This window comes from Nocardia sp. NPDC057272 (assembly GCF_042668615.1).
GTDB lineage: Bacteria > Actinomycetota > Actinomycetes > Mycobacteriales > Mycobacteriaceae > Nocardia.
Genome location: NZ_JBHUYK010000030.1, coordinates 35,583 through 51,432, shown reverse-complemented (window position 1 = coordinate 51,432; position 15,850 = coordinate 35,583). Strand labels below are relative to the sequence as shown.

The following is a 15,850-nucleotide window of genomic DNA, read 5'->3' as shown; positions in this document are numbered from 1 at the left end:
CAAGAGGCTCCGCTGTTCAACGCGAACAGCGGAGCCTCTTGCGGTTGTATTCGGCTGTCTTACAGCGCCTTCAGTTCCTCGGTGACCGCACCGACGGACTTCTTCGCATCACCGAACAGCATCGAGGTGTGGTCGGCGTAGAACAGCGGGTTGTCGATACCGGCGAAGCCGGAGTTCATCGAGCGCTTGAGCACGATGACGCTCTTGGCCTGGTCGACATTGAGCACCGGCATGCCGTAGATCGGGCTGGACTTGTCGTCGCGGGCCGCCGGGTTGGTGACGTCGTTGGCGCCGATGACCAGGACCACATCGGTACGGTTGAACTCACCGTTGATGTCGTCCATTTCCTTCATCGCGTCGTAGGACACCTCGGCCTCGGCCAGCAGCACGTTCATGTGACCGGGCATGCGACCGGCGACCGGGTGGATCGCGTACTTGACCTCGACGCCCTTGCCCTCGAGCAGCAGCGCCATCTCCTTGACCGCGTGCTGGGCCTGCGCCACGGCCATGCCGTAGCCCGGGACCACGATCACCTGGTTGGCGTAGGCCATCTGGATCGCGGCGTCGGCGGCGGAGGTGGCCTTCGCCGTCTTGGCCTCACCGTCACCCGCACCCGCCACAGCGCCGCCGCCACCGAAGCCACCGGCCACGATCGCGGGGATGGAGCGGTTCATGGCCTTGGCCATCAGGTTGGTGAGGATGGTGCCCGAGGCGCCGACGATCATGCCCGCGACGATCATCGCGGTGTTGTTCAGCGCCAGACCCGCGGCCGCGGCCGACAGACCGGTCAGGGCGTTGAGCAGCGAGATGACGACCGGCATGTCCGCGCCACCGATGGGCAGCACGACCATCAGGCCGAGCACACCGGCGAGCACGAGCAGGCCGATCATCCACAGCTGCGAAACGCCACCGTTGTCGGCACCGAGGCCGATCACGACGGCGCACACGATCGCGCCGACGAGCAGGATCAGGTTCAGCGGCTGCTGCAAGCGGCCGACGCTGATCGGCTTGCCGGACAGGAGTTCCTGCAGCTTCGCGAAGGCGATGATCGAGCCCCAGAAGGAGACCGAGCCGATCACCGCGGCGAACAGCGAACCGATGATGATGTGGATGGTCGGCTCTTCGTGCAGCTGCGAGAAGCCCGCGCTGTCGACGAATTCGGCCCACGCGATCAACGCGACGGTGCCACCACCGACGCCGTTGAACGCCGCGACCAGCTGCGGCATCTCGGTCATCTTGGTGCGGATGGCGGGCGGAACACCCAGTGCCACACCGACGATCAGACCGGCGGCGATGAGAATCCAGTTGAGCAGGGCCGCGTGCCGCACCGAGATCAAGGTGGCGACCACCGCGATACCCATACCGACAGCGGCGATCTGGTTGCCGCGCACGGCCGTCTTCGGGCCGGTCAGGCCCATCAGACCGTAGATGAACATGGAGAAGGCCACGATGTAGAGGCCGTTGACCAGGTAGGTCATGTTGTCGACTGCGTGCATCACTCGGCCGCCTTCTTCTTACCCTTGAACATGCCGAGCATGCGGTCGGTGACCACGAAGCCACCGATGACGTTCAGTGTTCCGAACACCACCGCGACGAACAGGATCACCTGTACGAGCAGCGAGGGGTCTTTCACATTGCCCAGGGTCACCAGCGCACCGAGCACGACGATGCCGTGAATGGCGTTGGTGCCCGACATCAGCGGGGTGTGCAGGGTGTTGGGGACCTTGGAGATCACCGCGAAACCGACGAAGCCGGAAAGCACGAGGATCGCGATGTTGGCGAGAAGTTCGGTGTACATCAGGCTTCCACGCTCGATTCGATCTTTTCGCTGCGCTCACGGGTGACGCAGGAATCCGCCAGGACCTGATCTTCGAAGTCGGGGGCGAGCTTGCCGTCGACCAGCATCAGTTCCAGCAGCGCCGAGATGTTCTTCGAGTACAGCTCGGAAGCGTGCTCGGGCATCGTGGCGGGCAGGTTCAGCGGCGAGGCGATGGTCACCTCGTGCTTGACCACGACCTCGCCGGGCTCGGTGAGCTCGCAGTTGCCACCGGTCTCGCCGGCCAGGTCGACGATCACGCTGCCGGGCTTCATGCCCTCGACAGCGGCCGCGGTGACCAGGCGCGGTGCGGGGCGACCCGGCACCAGCGCGGTGGTGATCACGACATCGAAGCCCTTGATGGCGTCTTCGAGCGCCTTCTGCTGCTGGGCCTTCTCCTCGTCGGTGAGTTCGCGGGCGTACCCGCCCTCACCGGCGGCGTCGATCCCCAGATCCAGCCACTGCGCACCGACCGAGCGCACCTGATCGGCGACCTCGGGACGCACGTCGTAACCGGTGGTCCGGCCGCCGAGCCGCTTGGCCGTGGCCAGCGCCTGCAGACCGGCGACACCGACACCGAGCACCAGCACGGTGGCCGGCTTCACGGTGCCCGCGGCGGTGGTCAGCATCGGGAAGAACCGGGTCGACTCCGACGCGGCGAGCAGCACGGCCTTGTACCCGGCCACGTTCGCCTGCGAGGACAGGGCATCCATCACCTGGGCGCGCGAGATACGCGGAATCGCCTCGACGGCGAAAGCCTGCACACCGGCGGACTTCAGCGCGCCGATCTGATTCTCGGCATTGCGCGGCGCCAGGAAACCGATCAGGGTCTGCCCGGAGGACAGCTTGCCCACCTCGGCATCACTGGGCGGGGCGACCTTGACGACGACCTCGGCCGACCATGGGTCACCGATGGTCGCGCCTGCCTCTACATAGGCAGCGTCGGGAATGAGAGCGCCGAGGCCGGCACCGGCTTCCACGATCACCTCGACACCCTGCTTGGACAGGGCGGGGATGATCTTGGGCACCAATGCGACTCGCCGCTCACCCGGGCCGGACTCGCGAACGACTCCGACACGCGCTCCGCGCGGCGAACCCTCGCCCACGTTTTGCGTTGTCTCCACTAGTCAGACTTCCTTTTCGTGCTGGCTTCGAGCCTGGGAACAACGGGGCGCCGAAGTTACCTGTGAGTAAGTTCGACTGAAATCCTGGCAACTGTACTCGGCTCGCGGTGAGCCTAGCGGAGATGCCCGTCACAACGGAGAACTGGACTGACGACCACAAAACGGACACCGCGGCCCTCGTCAGCAGTGACAACCAGCTCCCGGCCCGGCAGACACCGGTCGGTGCCCGCACCGAGATTCGTCGCCGCAGGTGGGACACGCAAGAGCGCACATCCACGTCGGTTACTTACCTCGACGTCCGACTCCGGGCCGGACGCCCGCGCATCCGACGAGACGTGATGCGCGTCATGGTAGTGACCCGTTCGGGCTGTTGCGCGACCCAGATCACACCGTAGGGTCGAGGCCGTGAACGACTGCGCCTTCTGTCTGATCGTGGCGGGTGCCGCACCGGCAACCATGGTCTACTCCGACGACGCGGTCTGCGCGTTCCTCGACATCCGTCCCATCACCCGTGGCCATACCCTGATCGTTCCCAAGGTCCACGCGACCGAACTCGACGATCTCGACCCCGACCTCGGCGCCCGGATCTTCCGCACCGGCCACCGTCTGGCCCGTGCCCTGCGCCTGAGCGGGCTGGCGAGCGACGGCGCCAACCTCATCCTCAACGACGGCACCGCCGCGTTCCAGACCGTCGGCCACGTCCACCTGCACGTGGTCCCCCGCAAGCACGGTGACAAACTCACCTTCGCCAAGGGTTTCCTGCTGCGTCGCCCGCACGAACCGAATTCGACCGCAGCGGCGATCCGCGCCGGCCTCACCGCGCTCGACCAGAGCGAAGCAGAAGGAGCACAGGGATGATCGAGACGCCGGGGCGCGAACAACTCACCGACCTGCTCGCCGAGCAGTGGGAAGCCATCGCGCTGCTGGTCACCGACCTCGACGAAAAGGCTTGGCGCCGAACGTCTCCGCTGCCCGGCTGGACCCTGTTCGACGTGGTCGCGCACGTGATCGGCACCGAGTCGTGGTTACTCGGCGAGTCACCGCCGCCGCACGATCCCCTGCGTCCCAAGACCGACGTGCGAACCCTGCCGCATGTCCGCAACGAAGTGGCCGTGCTCAACGAGATCTGGGTCGACCGGTTGCGCCCGCTCTCCGGCAAGCGGCTGCTCGCGCTGTTCGACGAGACCACCGAGCGTCGCCGGGCGGCACTGGCCGCCATGGACGACGACGCCTGGCAGGCGCCGACCGTCTCGCCGGTGGGGCAGGTCCCCTACGGGCGGTTCATGCGGGTGCGGCTGTTCGATTGCTGGATGCACGAACTCGACCTCGCCGACGGGATCGGGCGCAGCGTGGCCGAGGGTGGCGCGCGGGCCGAGGCCGCGTTCGCCGAACTGACCATCGGTCTCGGCCGCGCGGTGGTGAAAGGCGCCAAGGCGCCGGATGGTTCGCTGATCAGGCTGGACCTGACCGGTCCGGTGACCAGGCAGGTGCACCTGTCCGTCGCCGGTGGGCGCGGATCGGTTCTCGACGAGGTTTCCGACGAGCCGACCACCGTGATCCGCGTGAACTCCGGGCTTTTCGCGCGACTGCGCGGTGGGCGCACCACCGCCGACCGGCACCCCGGCGAAGTCGTCGTCGAGGGCGATACCGCGCTCGGTGAGCGGCTCGTACGGAATCTGGCGTTCACCATCTGATGCGGCTTTTCCTGGCGTCGTACAGGTTCGGCGGTTTCGCCGATCGGCTCGTCGGGCTCGTCGGTGCGCCGGGACGCGTCGCGGTGATTCCGAACGCGTGTGACGCGTGGCCTGATGCCTGGTCGTCGGCGGTGACGAGCGATGTGAAACCGCTGGAGCAACAAGGCTATTCGCCGGACGTGCTGGATCTGCGCGAGTACGCCGGGCAGCCGGAGCGGCTGGAACGGCATCTGCGCGGGTTCCCGATGGTCTGGGTGCGCGGCGGCAACACATTCGTTCTCCGCGCCCAATTCGCCCGCAGTGGAGCCGATTCCGTGCTGCCCGCGTTGTTGCGCGAGGACGCGCTGGTCTACGCGGGCTACAGCGCGGGCGCGTGCCTGCTCGGACCCGATCTGCACGGGCTGGAAACCATGGACGACCCCGCCGAGGTGCTACCCACCACCGGCATCGAACCACAGTGGGACGGACTGGGTTTGGTCGATCGTCGCCTGATCGTCCACCTCGACTCCCCCACCGACCCGGATGGCGACTCTGCCGCGATGCTGGCCCACTGCGTCGCCGAGGACATTCCGCACTGGGCGCTCACCGACAACGACGTCGTCCTGGTCGACGGCGATCGCACCGAGGTGCTCCGGGGTTGACGCCGCGGGCACACCGACGCGCGATCACGCGGCGGTCGTCGCCGCCACCGCTGACCGGCGGCGGAAGACGAGCCAGCGCATCGCGCAGTACATGTACACGGCCTCGCAACCGCCCGCGAGCAACCTGGCCAGGTGATATTCCAGGCCGAGCGCGGTGAGACCAGAGCCGACGCCGAGGATGAACGCCAGGTAGTTCACCAGGACCACGACCACGTACACCGCCGCCTGCTTGCCCATCGGCGCATGGGAGTGGAAGTTGAACGTGCGGTTGAGCAGGAAGCTCAGCCCGAACGCCACGATGTAGGCGAGGGTGATCGACAGCCAGACGGGCACACCGAAACCGCCGTGCAGCAGTGTGAGCAACAGCAGGTCGACACCGAAGGTGAAGCTGTTGATCAGCGCGAAGCCCAGGAACGTCGCGGGCACATACCGGTCGAGCCCCCACGGCAACCGGGCGACGACCGCCTCACACCAACGGGTGAATCGATCGGCCACCGATTCGGTGACGCTCGCCTGATGCTCCACGCGGCCAGCCTGCCAGCGGCAGATGAAGCCAGGGTGAGCAACCGGCAAACGGGTGGGCCGAGCAGCTAGCGGCTGACCGCCGCGATCGGGCGAGTATCGAACGAGGCCCACGCGGCGAGGCAGCGGCGGCGGGTGAGCTCATCGGCCTCGGCGAGCAGAGCGTCCCGCAGCAACGCGGGGTCGGCCGCCCAGCGTGCGGCGATCTCGGCCAGCGCACGAGCATCGAACATCCCGGTCGATTCCAGCGCGGACAGCCATTCGTGATGTGCGCCGGTGTGCACACAACGCATCACCTCGATGTCGATGCCCGCGTCGGCGAACTCCGCGGCCAGCAGAGCACCCACCAGCTCGCCGCGGTCCTGCGGTTCCCTCATCATCGCCAGTCCTCCCTACGAAAAGCGGTGCGGCGCAACAACGTCGCATGATCGATGCGCGCGGAGCGCACCCGTGGAGCAGAACTCGAAACACGCTGGGCGGCGAGGCGATTCACCGTCGAACACACCCTGTCAGGGCATTGTGACGGATTGGACGGCGTATATACCAACGGGGCGCGCCAGATCACACCTATGCGTGGATTTCCTTGTTCGGGCCCACATCACATCCGGTCGATCACCAGGCATTCTTCTGCCCTGGCGTGGGTCACGTGCGCGCCCGGTCCGCGATCGGCCAGGACGAACTGCCCGCGACGGACGGGGTGCGCGGGTTAGCGTGAACAGGTGGACGAGCGCAGCGGTGACCTCGATTCGTTGATTTCGGCGTTGTCGGACGGGGCGGTCGTCATCGACCCCGATCTGCTGGCGGGCTACCGACAGGACTGGGCGCGCGATCCCGACGCGGGCACGCCGCTCGCGGTGGTGCGGGCGCGCGGCACCGCCGATGTCGCCGCCACGCTGCGGTGGGCGCACGCGAACAAGGTCCCGGTGGTGCCGCGGGGGGCCGGGACAGGCCTGTCCGGTGGGGCCACCGCGGTGGACGGCGGGATCGTGCTCAGCACCGAGCTGATGCGGGAGATCCACGTCGACGCGGTGACCCGGATCGCGGTGGCCCAGCCCGGGCTGCTCAACGCCGAGGTGAAGCGGGCCGTCGCCGCGGAGGGGCTGTGGTATCCGCCGGACCCGTCCTCGTTCGAGATCTGCTCGATCGGCGGCAACGCGGCGACCAACGCCGGCGGGCTGTGCTGCGTGAAGTACGGCGTGACCACCGACTATGTGCTCGGCATGGAAGTGGTGCTGGCCGACGGGACCGTGGTGCGGCTCGGCGGCCCGCGACTCAAGGACTCGGCCGGGTTGTCGCTGACGAAACTGTTCGTCGGGAGCGAGGGCACGCTCGGCGTGATCACCGAACTCACCCTGCGCCTGCTGCCGGCGCAGCCTCCGCAGTCGACCGTCGTGGCGAGTTTCGGCTCGCTCACCGCGGCGACCGACGCGATCCTGGCGATCACCTCGACCCTGCGCCCCGCCATGCTCGAATTCATGGACACCGTCGCGATCAACGCCGTCGAGGACGAGATGCGGATGGGGTTGGACCGCACCGCCGCCGCGCTGCTGGTCGCCCGCTCCGACGCCCCCGGCGAATTCGCCGGGCACGAAGCGCAGATGATGGTGGGGCTGTGCGAGAAGGCCGGTGCGACCGAGGTTTTCCACACCGCCGATGCCACCGAAGGTGAGGCCTTCACCGCCGCCCGACGATTCGCGATTCCCGCCGTGGAGAAGATCGGGCCGCTGCTGCTCGAAGACGTCGGCGTGCCGTTGCCCCGGCTCGGCGACCTGATCGCCGGCGTCACCGCCATCGGCGAACGCAACGATGTGCTCGTCTCGCTCATCGCGCACGCGGGCGACGGCAACACCCACCCGCTGATCGTGCACGACCCCACCGACCCCGACAACACCGCACGCGCCCACCGCGCCTTCGGCGAGATCATGGACCTGGCCATCGCCCTCGGCGGCACCATCACCGGCGAACACGGTGTCGGCCGCTTGAAAAAGGCCTGGCTGCCCGACCAGGTCGGCCCCGACGTGATGGCGCTGACCCGCCGCATCAAGGACGCACTCGACCCCGAAGGCATCCTCAACCCCGGCGCGGTCCTCTGACCGGGTTAGCATCTCCAGGCATGACCACCAGGCTCGAGCACAACGTCGCCGACACCCGCTACGAGATCTACCACGACGATGTCCTCGCGGGATACGCCGACTACGCCGAACGCGAAGACCCCAAGGTCCGCGACTTCCATCACACCATGACCTTCCCCGAATTCCGGGGCCGAGGAGTAGCTGCCGAAGTAGTGAAATACGGGCTCGACGACTCCCGCGAACACGGCTACCAGATCATCCCCACCTGCTGGTACGTCGAAAAATACATCGCCGAACACCCCGAATACGCCGAACTCGTCCCGTAACAGCTATTCGACGCTGCCCGCCACATTCGTGTTGTGTACCGAACTGACCCACCAGGTGTCGTTGTATTCGGTGAAAACCCATGTGCCGCGGTTGGTTACCGAGAAATTCGGGGTGCGTAGTGTCTGCTCCACGTTGACGATCGCGTGTCCACCGGAAAGGAAGCGCGCGGCGAGAATCGTGTAGTTCGCTTCGGCGTCCGGGCTGTTGCGCATCGCGGTCCGGTGGTAGGCGTGCAGTTCATCCCAGCTCGAAAAGACAGTGCCCGCCGGGTTGATGAAAACCACGTCGGCGGTGAAGACACTGTCGAAGGCGTCGGCATCTTTTGCCGCGAGGGCGGCTTCGAGACTTCCGAACACGCCGGTGATCGCGGCTAGAGCGATGTCCTGATCCTGTGCGACTACGGCAGCCCTCGGGCGCGCGCCAGGTGCGTCAACAGTCATCGTTCCAACATACGTATGTCGTATTTTGCCGACCCGAATCCGCGTGCCCCGCACAGCAATCGACCGGGTGTTCCGGCCTGCCCCTCGTAACGGCCTGGACGAGGAGGAGCAGGCGATGTGGAACACCCGGTCGGTGCGGGAATCAGCCCTTGAGCAGGTTACGAGCCATCACCAGGCGCTGGATCTGGTTGGTGCCCTCGTAGATCTGGGTGATCTTCGCGTCGCGCATCATGCGCTCGACCGGGAAGTCGGTGGTGTAGCCGGCGCCACCGAAGAGCTGGACGGCGTTGGTGGTGACCTCCATGGCCACGTCCGAGGCGAAGCACTTGGCGGCGGCGGAGATGAAGCCGAGGTTCTTCTCGCCACGCTCGGCGCGGGCGGCCGAGGTGTAGACCATCAGGCGGGCGGCCTCGATCTTCATGGCCATGTCGGCCAGCATGAACTCGGTGTTCTGGAAGCTGGCGATGGTCTTGCCGAACTGCTTGCGATCCTTGGTGTAGGCGATTGCGGCGTCCAGCGCGCCCTGGGCCAGGCCGACGGCCTGCGCGCCGATGGTCGGGCGGGTGTGGTCGAGGGTCTGCAGCGCGGTCTTGAAACCGGTGCCGGGCTCGCCGACGATGCGGTCGCCGGGGATACGGCAGTTCTCGAAGTACAGCTCGGCGGTGGGCGAACCCTTGATGCCCAGCTTGTGCTCGAGCGGGCCGACCACGAAGCCCTCGTCGTCCTTGTGGACCAGGAACGAGGAGATGCCGTTGGCGCCCTTGTCGGCGTCGGTCACGGCCATCACGGTGTACCAGGAGGACTTGCCGCCGTTGGTGATCCAGCACTTGGAGCCGTTGAGGATCCAGTCGTCGCCGTCGGCCTTGGCGCGAGTGCGCATCGCGGCGGCGTCGGAACCGGCCTCACGCTCGGACAGCGCGTAGGAGGCCATCTCGCCGTTGACGATATCGGCCAGGACCTTGGTCTTGAGCTCTTCGGAGCCGTTGAGGATCAGGCCCATGGTGCCGAGCTTGTTCACGGCGGGGATCAGCGAGGACGAGCCGCAGACGCGGGCGACTTCCTCGATCACGATACAAGTGGCGACCGAGTCGGCGCCCTGGCCGCCGTAGGCCTCCGGCACGTGCACGGCGTTGAAGCCCGCGGCGTTCAGCGCGGTGAGCGCCTCCTCCGGGAAGCGAGCGTTGCCGTCGACGTCCTTGGCGTAAGGAGCGATTTCCTTCTCGGCGAGGCCGCGGATGGCGCCGCGCAGCTCGTCGTGGAAGTCCTCGAGCTTGAACAGATCGAAATCGGGGTTACCAGCCATCGGGGGCACACTCCTGGTCGTGGTCGTGATCGCTGCGGTCTCACAGCGCGTGTGGCGTCGGCACGCAGTGCCAATCTACCGAGGATTATACGCGCGGCACTCTATCGCTACATGCGGATATATGGTTGGCACTCAGTGTCACTGTCGAGCGCTTCGGCTCGGGTGGCGCTCACAGGTTACCGAGGCGCGCGGTGAGAAGATCGGCCACCTTGCGCGGCGGCATGTCGCGGGGGAACACGGCGAGCACCATGTCGTCGGACTCGCTCGGCGCCCTGCGGCCGCGCGGGATCATGGCCAGTTCAGTGCGCAGATCGGCGACCGCCGCCCCCGATTCGCCGCGCACCATCCGCCGCAGCAAGTAGTTGTGCGTGGCGGTGACAGCGGCTGTGTACTGCACCCGAACCAGATCGGGCACCTCCGGCAACCGGCCGCGCAGGAACTCGGTGAACAGCCGCTCGTACCGGAACACCGTGACGATCTCGCGCTCACGCAACGCGGGCACCCGCCGCACCACCTGATACCGCCGCGCCGCGATGTCGCGCCACTGCGTGAACCGCTCGAACACCCCGATCACGGCCTCGCACACCGCTTCCCACGGATCCCCGTCGCCGACCCCCTCGAGAAATTCCTGCGCCGAGGCCAGCTGGAACTCGTGATCAGCGAAGATCACATCCTCTTTGGACCGGAACTGCCGAAAGAAGGTCCGCCGCGAGATCCCCGCCGCCACCGCGATCTCATCCACCGTCGTCGCCTCGTACCCCCGCTCGGCGAACAATCGCAACGCCTGATCAACCACCGTGAGCCGAAACTGCGCCGCATCATCGTGTGCCACGGGGGTCAACCGTAGTCACTGCTCCGCAAGCGCCTCACCTGACGTCGGGAACCTCGTCAGCCGAGGAGTTTGGTGCGCAGGGCTTCGTCCTTGTCGAGGACCATTTTCTCGAGGCCGGCCTGGAACTGTTCCATGCGGGTCCGCAGGGAGTCGTCGGAGGTGCCGAGGATGCGGGCGGCCAGCAGGCCCGCGTTGCGGGCGCCGCCGATGGAGACGGTGGCTACCGGGACGCCTGCGGGCATCTGGACGATGGAGAGGAGGGAGTCCATGCCGTCGAGATACTTCAGGGGGACGGGGACGCCGATGACGGGCAGGGGGGTGGCCGAGGCGACCATGCCGGGGAGGTGGGCCGCGCCGCCCGCGCCCGCGATGATCACCTTCAGGCCGCGTCCTGCGGCTTCACGGGCATAGTCGAGCATGCGCTGCGGGGTGCGGTGGGCGGAGACGACGCCTACTTCGAAGCGGATGCCGAATTCGGCGAGGGCCTCGGCGGCGGCTTCCATGGTCGGCCAGTCGGAGTCGCTGCCCATGATCAGGCCGACCTGGGGTCCGTTGGTGCTCACGTGGGTTCCTTAGGGGTCGAGAACTGTGGTGGCGGAGGTGGTGTCACGCGCCGTGCGGATCCCAGCCGTCGGTCCAGACGGCATGCGACATCCAGTGCGCCGCCCGCTCGGCCTTTTCGCGGACCTCGACGGCGTCGTCACCGAGGATATTGAGGTGACCGATCTTGCGGTCGGGCCGTTCGCCCTTGCCGTAGAGGTGCACCTTGGCCTCGGGCAGGCGGGCGAACAGGTGGTGCAGGCGCTCGTCCATCGACATCTCGGGAGCCTCGGCCGCACCGAGGATGTTCGCCATCACCGTCACCGGGGCGAGCGGCGTCGTATCACCGAGCGGGTAGTCCAGGACCGCGCGCAGGTGCTGCTCGAACTGGCCGGTGCAGGCACCGTCCATGCCCCAGTGACCCGAGTTGTGCGGGCGCATCGCGAGCTCGTTCACCAGCAGTTCGCCGTCGTGGGTCTCGAACAGCTCGACGGCCATGACTCCCACCACACCCAGACCCGCGGCGAGCTCCAGCGCCATGGTCTCGGCGCGCGCGGCGAGGTCCTCGTCCAGGTCCTGGGCGGGGGCGATCACCACGGCGCACTGACCGTTGCGCTGCACGGTCTCCACGACCGGCCAGGTCGCGGCCTGCCCGAACGGCGACCGCGCGACCATCGCCGACAGCTCCCGCTTCAAGGAGACCTTCGACTCGGCCAGCAACTGGACGCCGTGCGCGAGCTGGTCGGTGACCAGCTGGGTGGCCTCGGCCGCGTCGGCGGGCATCCACACGCCACGACCGTCGTACCCGCCGCGCACGGCCTTCAGCACGAACGGCCAGCCGTGTTCGTCACCGAAGGCCACCGCGTCCGCGGGCGCGGCGACCTCGACGAACGCCGGAACCGGCAGACCCAGCGCGGACAGCTTCGTCCGCATGGCCAGCTTGTCCTGGGCGAAGATCAGCGCCTGCGGCGGCGGCGCCACGTTCACGCCCTCGGCGACCAGCACGTCGAGGTGCTCGGTCGGCACGTGCTCGTGATCGAAGGTCAGCGCGTGCGAACCGCGCGCGGCCTTTCGCAGCGCGGACAGGTCGTCGTGGCTGCCGAGCACGACGTCGGGGGTGACCTGGGCGGCGGGGTCGTCCGGCCGCTCGGCGAGCACCCGTAGACGCTGGCCCAGGGCTACCGCGGCCTGGTGCGTCATACGCGCGAGCTGGCCCCCACCGACCATCGTGACGGTGGGCATGGCTGACGGATCGAATGAACGTGCACTCACGTCGTGCAATGTTGTCATGTCGAATGCGAATGTTCGCGACCGGTACACTCAGAACTCGTGTCAATCGTCGACGACGTGGTCAGCGTCCTTCCCCCGCGCCTGCGAGAAATCGCGATCAGGCATAAAGAGCTGATCAAATTCGCCCTCGTCGGCGCCACGACGTTCGTGATCGACAGCGGCCTGTACTACCTCCTGAAATGGACGATTCTCGCCGACAAACCGCTCACCGCCAAGATCATCTCGGGCGTGGTGGCGGTGATCGCTTCCTACATCCTCAACCGAGAATGGTCGTTCAAGAATCGAGGCGGCCGGGAGAAGCATCACGAGGCGCTGCTGTTCTTCGCGGTGAGCGGGATCGGGGTGGTTCTGGCCAATATCCCGCTGTGGATCTCGATCTATGGACTCGACCTCCGCGAACCGCATGTGAGCTTCGTCGTCGCGAACGTGGCCGATTTCTTCAGCGCGTTCATCATCGGCAACCTGCTGCAGATGGCGTTCCGCTTCTGGGCGATGCGGCGCTGGGTGTTCCCCGACGAGATCGACGAGATCGTCGCCGAGTTCGAGGAACTGATCGAAGAAGAGCCCCTCGGTCAATCCTGAGTCAGCGCGGCTCGGTCAGGGTCGCGTTCTGCGGGCCTTTGAGCTTGGAACCGAGGAACACCGCGAACAGGGCCGGACGGCGACGCTGCAACTCGAGCCGACCACCGTCGGCCTCGACCAGCGCGCGGGCCAGCGCGAGACCGACACCGGTCGAACCGCCCGCGGAGAAACCACGATCGAAGATGTGCGGCGCCAGTTCGTCGCGCACCCCCTCGCCCTCGTCGGACACCTCCACACAGATCAGCGGGTCGCGAGAGCTCATCGTCGGGACGGTGCGCACCGAGATCGTGCAGGTGCCGCCGCCGTGCATCAGGGCATTGTCGACCAGCACCGCGACGGCCTCGCGCAGCCGCGAACCGGTGATCGGGGCCTGCAGGGACTCGTCGCCGAGCAACAGCAGTTCGCGCCCGGTCTCGTGGAACGGGTGGGTCCACTCGGTGACGACACCGCGCAGTTCCGCCATCACCGGCACCGGATCGCGGTCGGTGGCGTCTTCGTCGCGGGACGCGCGGACCAGGTCGTCGATGGCATCGGTGAGCCGGTCGACCTGCGCCATCGCCTCCTCGGCCTCGTGCACCACCTCCGGGTCGGCGTGGGTGGACAACTCGTCCAGGCGCAGGCGAACGGCGGTCAGGCGGCTGCGTAGCTGGTGGGAAACGTCGGCCACCAGCGCGTGCTCGCGTTGCAGGCGGCCCGCGATCTCGACGGTCGCCGAATCGAGCACATCGGAGACCCGGTCCAGTTCGGCGATGCCGTGGCGGCGCGGATCGGGCCGGAAGTCACCCATCGCCAGCCGGGCCGCCCTGGCGGCCACATCGCGCAGCGGGTCGGCGACGCGGCGCGCGGTCACCACCGCGACCGAGAACGCCGCACCCAGCGAGGCGAGCACGGCCAGCGCCACCGCGGCCACCGCCTGCTCCTGGCGGGAATGCATCGGCCCGGCGGGCACCTCGAGCCGCAGCGAACCGGACGTGCCCATCGACAGCGATTCGACCAGCGGATCAGCCACCTCGGCGACGCCGATATCGGTGCGCGCGGCATTGTCGTGCGGCGCCGGATAGACGATGGTGAGCTTGCCGCCCTCGGGCACCAGCGCGCTCATGGCGCGCACGTCGAGACCGTCGTGGACGGTCCCGTCGATCCGTTCCTGGGCGATCACCTCGGTCGAGATCCGGTCGAGGCGACTCTGCAGATCGTTGCGGGTGATGTCTTCGACCCACAGCCACGCGGTGTAGATCAGCGGCACGCCGAGCACCACCGTGGTGATGGTCAGCACGGTCAGGATCGAGCGCAGGATGCGACGGCGCACTGCGGCGTCAGCCTCGGTGCGAGGTGGGGCCGTCGGTATTGAGCCGGAACCCCACACCGCGCACGGTGACGATGCGACGCTCCGCCATCGGGCCCTCGTCGCCGATCTTGCGACGCAACCAGGACATGTGCATGTCGAGCGTCTTGGAGCCGCGCAGGTCGGCGTCGCCCCAGACCTCGCGCAGGATGGTCTCGCGCGCCACCACCTGGCCCGCCCGGTCGATGAGGACCTTGAGCAGCTCGTACTCCTTGTTGGCCAGATTCACCTCGGCCCCGTTGACCAGCACGCGCCGCGCCGCGGGTTCGAGCCGGATCGCGCCGACCTCCACCGCGTCGTCCCCGATCCCGCTGCGCCGCAACAGGGCTCGCACGCGGGCGAGGAGTTCGGCCAGCCGGAACGGTTTGCCCACGTAGTCGTCGGCGCCCGCGTCGAGACCGACCACGAAGTCGACCTCGTCGGTGCGGGCGGTGAGCATCAGCACGGCCAGATCGGCCCCGCTCGCACGCACCTGCCGGCACACTTCCAGCCCGTCCATGCCGGGCAGGCCGAGATCGAGGATCAGCAGGTCGTGGTTGCCCTCGAGGGCGCGGCGCAACACCGCCGGGCCGAAGCGTTCGACGGTGACGGTGTAGCCCTCACGCCCCAGTGCACGCGACAGGGGTGCGGCGATCGCCTCGTCGTCTTCGGCCAGCAGAACAGCGGTCATCTGCACAGGTTAAATGTTTCTGATCAGCGAGGAAGGGCAGCTCACCGGTAGCCGCCGCCCCAGTGCTGCTCGTTGGCGGAACGTCCCGCCTCGAAGACCTGGTGGTAGAGCAGCGAATGGACCTGCTGGACCTGGGGCACGTCGTCGTACTCGAGCGGCTCCTCCGACGAGGAGCCGATGATCAGGGTGCCGGTGCCGAGCGCCCGGTCCAGCAGACCGTGGCGGAACTGCACACTGGAGATCCGGCTGAGCGGGATATCGATGCCGGTGTGGGTGAGCACACCCTGGCGCACCAGCACCCGCCGCCCGGTGACGATGAAATGCGTCGACTTCCAGGCGATCACGCGCGCGACGACCCGCCACGCGACCAGCCCGAGCCAGGCCAGCCCGATCAGGATCAGCAACACCGTGCGCACGTGACCGGTGGTGTTGCGCCAGGCCAGGCCGCCGAGGAAACCGGCGATCGCGGTCACGACGATGAGAGTGACGATGGGCCACACCAACATTTTCCAGTGCGGGTGGCGGTGCAGGATCAACTGCTCGTCGGGCGCGAGGACATCCTCCGGGTAACCCATGATGCGACAGTACCGCGCTGGCACATCGAGTCCGGTGACAGTCACACCGCATTTCTCGATGCCACTGCCGAGGCGAT

General features: G+C 67.5%; 19 protein-coding genes. 6 read left to right on the top strand and 13 right to left on the bottom strand.

Features of this window, described 5'->3' with window-relative positions:
- Positions 1-59: 59 nt before the first annotated feature.
- From ACFULV_RS29480 to ACFULV_RS29470, 3 genes are read right to left on the bottom strand one after another with little or no spacing between them, the layout of a single operon-like run.
- Positions 60-1,478 (bottom strand): NAD(P)(+) transhydrogenase (Re/Si-specific) subunit beta, encoded by a 1,419-nt coding sequence (locus tag ACFULV_RS29480; RefSeq protein ID WP_378662372.1) that lies wholly within the window; start codon positions 1,476-1,478, stop codon positions 60-62.
- A gap of 17 nt (positions 1,479-1,495) precedes the next feature.
- Positions 1,496-1,798: an NAD(P) transhydrogenase subunit alpha gene (locus ACFULV_RS29475; RefSeq protein WP_056818017.1), complete on the bottom strand. Its 303-nt coding sequence runs from the start codon at positions 1,796-1,798 to the stop codon at positions 1,496-1,498.
- Positions 1,798-2,940 (bottom strand): Re/Si-specific NAD(P)(+) transhydrogenase subunit alpha, encoded by a 1,143-nt coding sequence (locus tag ACFULV_RS29470; RefSeq protein ID WP_378662312.1) that lies wholly within the window; start codon positions 2,938-2,940, stop codon positions 1,798-1,800. Before ACFULV_RS29470 ends, ACFULV_RS29475 begins: the two co-directional genes overlap by 1 nt.
- A gap of 405 nt (positions 2,941-3,345) precedes the next feature.
- Between ACFULV_RS29470 and ACFULV_RS29465 the strand changes: the two genes are divergently transcribed.
- From ACFULV_RS29465 to ACFULV_RS29455, 3 genes are read left to right on the top strand one after another with little or no spacing between them, the layout of a single operon-like run.
- Positions 3,346-3,798, top strand: a complete 453-nt coding sequence (locus ACFULV_RS29465) for an HIT family protein (RefSeq protein WP_378635626.1) — start codon at positions 3,346-3,348, stop codon at positions 3,796-3,798.
- Entirely contained in the window at positions 3,795-4,634 is an 840-nt protein-coding gene (locus ACFULV_RS29460; RefSeq protein ID WP_378662309.1) for a maleylpyruvate isomerase N-terminal domain-containing protein, read from the top strand. The genes ACFULV_RS29465 and ACFULV_RS29460 overlap by 4 nt, the downstream gene beginning before the upstream one ends.
- Positions 4,634-5,275, top strand: a complete 642-nt coding sequence (locus ACFULV_RS29455; protein ID WP_378635620.1) for a Type 1 glutamine amidotransferase-like domain-containing protein — start codon at positions 4,634-4,636, stop codon at positions 5,273-5,275. The genes ACFULV_RS29460 and ACFULV_RS29455 overlap by 1 nt, the downstream gene beginning before the upstream one ends.
- Before the next feature lie 24 nt (positions 5,276-5,299).
- Here ACFULV_RS29455 and ACFULV_RS29450 read toward each other — a convergent pair whose 3' ends face one another.
- Positions 5,300-5,800 (bottom strand): GtrA family protein, encoded by a 501-nt coding sequence (locus tag ACFULV_RS29450; protein WP_378635617.1) that lies wholly within the window; start codon positions 5,798-5,800, stop codon positions 5,300-5,302.
- A gap of 65 nt (positions 5,801-5,865) precedes the next feature.
- Complete coding sequence (locus ACFULV_RS29445) at positions 5,866-6,177, bottom strand: hypothetical protein (protein ID WP_378662306.1); 312 nt, start codon at positions 6,175-6,177, stop codon at positions 5,866-5,868.
- Positions 6,178-6,516: 339 nt separating this feature from the next.
- Here ACFULV_RS29445 and ACFULV_RS29440 point away from each other — a divergent pair, with 339 nt between their 5' ends.
- A complete protein-coding gene (locus ACFULV_RS29440) occupies positions 6,517-7,890 on the top strand; it encodes an FAD-binding oxidoreductase (RefSeq protein WP_378662303.1) in 1,374 nt (457 codons plus the stop codon).
- Positions 7,891-7,910: 20 nt separating this feature from the next.
- Positions 7,911-8,195 (top strand): GNAT family N-acetyltransferase, encoded by a 285-nt coding sequence (locus tag ACFULV_RS29435; RefSeq protein WP_378662301.1) that lies wholly within the window; start codon positions 7,911-7,913, stop codon positions 8,193-8,195.
- Positions 8,196-8,198: 3 nt separating this feature from the next.
- On the opposite strand, the gene ACFULV_RS29430 is transcribed toward ACFULV_RS29435, so the two are convergent.
- From ACFULV_RS29430 to ACFULV_RS29410, 5 genes are all read right to left on the bottom strand, one after another.
- On the bottom strand, positions 8,199-8,690 hold the full coding sequence (locus tag ACFULV_RS29430) for an SgcJ/EcaC family oxidoreductase (RefSeq protein WP_378662298.1): 492 nt from the start codon (positions 8,688-8,690) through the stop codon (positions 8,199-8,201).
- A gap of 88 nt (positions 8,691-8,778) precedes the next feature.
- Entirely contained in the window at positions 8,779-9,939 is a 1,161-nt protein-coding gene (locus ACFULV_RS29425) for an acyl-CoA dehydrogenase (protein ID WP_067447997.1), read from the bottom strand.
- A 169-nt stretch (positions 9,940-10,108) separates the two neighbouring features.
- Positions 10,109-10,771, bottom strand: a complete 663-nt coding sequence (locus tag ACFULV_RS29420) for a TetR family transcriptional regulator (RefSeq protein ID WP_378635605.1) — start codon at positions 10,769-10,771, stop codon at positions 10,109-10,111.
- A 56-nt stretch (positions 10,772-10,827) separates the two neighbouring features.
- Entirely contained in the window at positions 10,828-11,334 is a 507-nt protein-coding gene (purE, locus tag ACFULV_RS29415) for a 5-(carboxyamino)imidazole ribonucleotide mutase (RefSeq protein WP_378635602.1), read from the bottom strand.
- A gap of 43 nt (positions 11,335-11,377) precedes the next feature.
- Positions 11,378-12,601 carry a 5-(carboxyamino)imidazole ribonucleotide synthase gene (locus ACFULV_RS29410; RefSeq protein ID WP_378635599.1) on the bottom strand — a complete coding sequence of 408 codons (1,224 nt, stop codon included), beginning with the start codon at positions 12,599-12,601 and terminating at the stop codon, positions 11,378-11,380.
- A 39-nt stretch (positions 12,602-12,640) separates the two neighbouring features.
- Between ACFULV_RS29410 and ACFULV_RS29405 the strand changes: the two genes are divergently transcribed.
- A complete protein-coding gene (locus ACFULV_RS29405) occupies positions 12,641-13,183 on the top strand; it encodes a GtrA family protein (RefSeq protein ID WP_378635597.1) in 543 nt (180 codons plus the stop codon).
- Between the two features lies 1 nt (position 13,184).
- Here the strand turns inward: ACFULV_RS29405 and ACFULV_RS29400 are convergent, their stop codons facing one another.
- The 3 genes from ACFULV_RS29400 to ACFULV_RS29390 are packed head-to-tail and all read right to left on the bottom strand — an operon-like array spanning position 13,185 to position 15,773.
- The gene (locus ACFULV_RS29400; RefSeq protein ID WP_378662295.1) at positions 13,185-14,492 is read right to left on the bottom strand and encodes a sensor histidine kinase; all 1,308 of its coding nucleotides are present in this window, start codon (positions 14,490-14,492) and stop codon (positions 13,185-13,187) included.
- A 7-nt stretch (positions 14,493-14,499) separates the two neighbouring features.
- A complete protein-coding gene (locus tag ACFULV_RS29395; protein WP_056818039.1) occupies positions 14,500-15,198 on the bottom strand; it encodes a response regulator transcription factor in 699 nt (232 codons plus the stop codon).
- A gap of 41 nt (positions 15,199-15,239) precedes the next feature.
- Positions 15,240-15,773: a PH domain-containing protein gene (locus tag ACFULV_RS29390; protein ID WP_378635591.1), complete on the bottom strand. Its 534-nt coding sequence runs from the start codon at positions 15,771-15,773 to the stop codon at positions 15,240-15,242.
- Between the last annotated feature and the right edge of the window lie 77 nt (positions 15,774-15,850).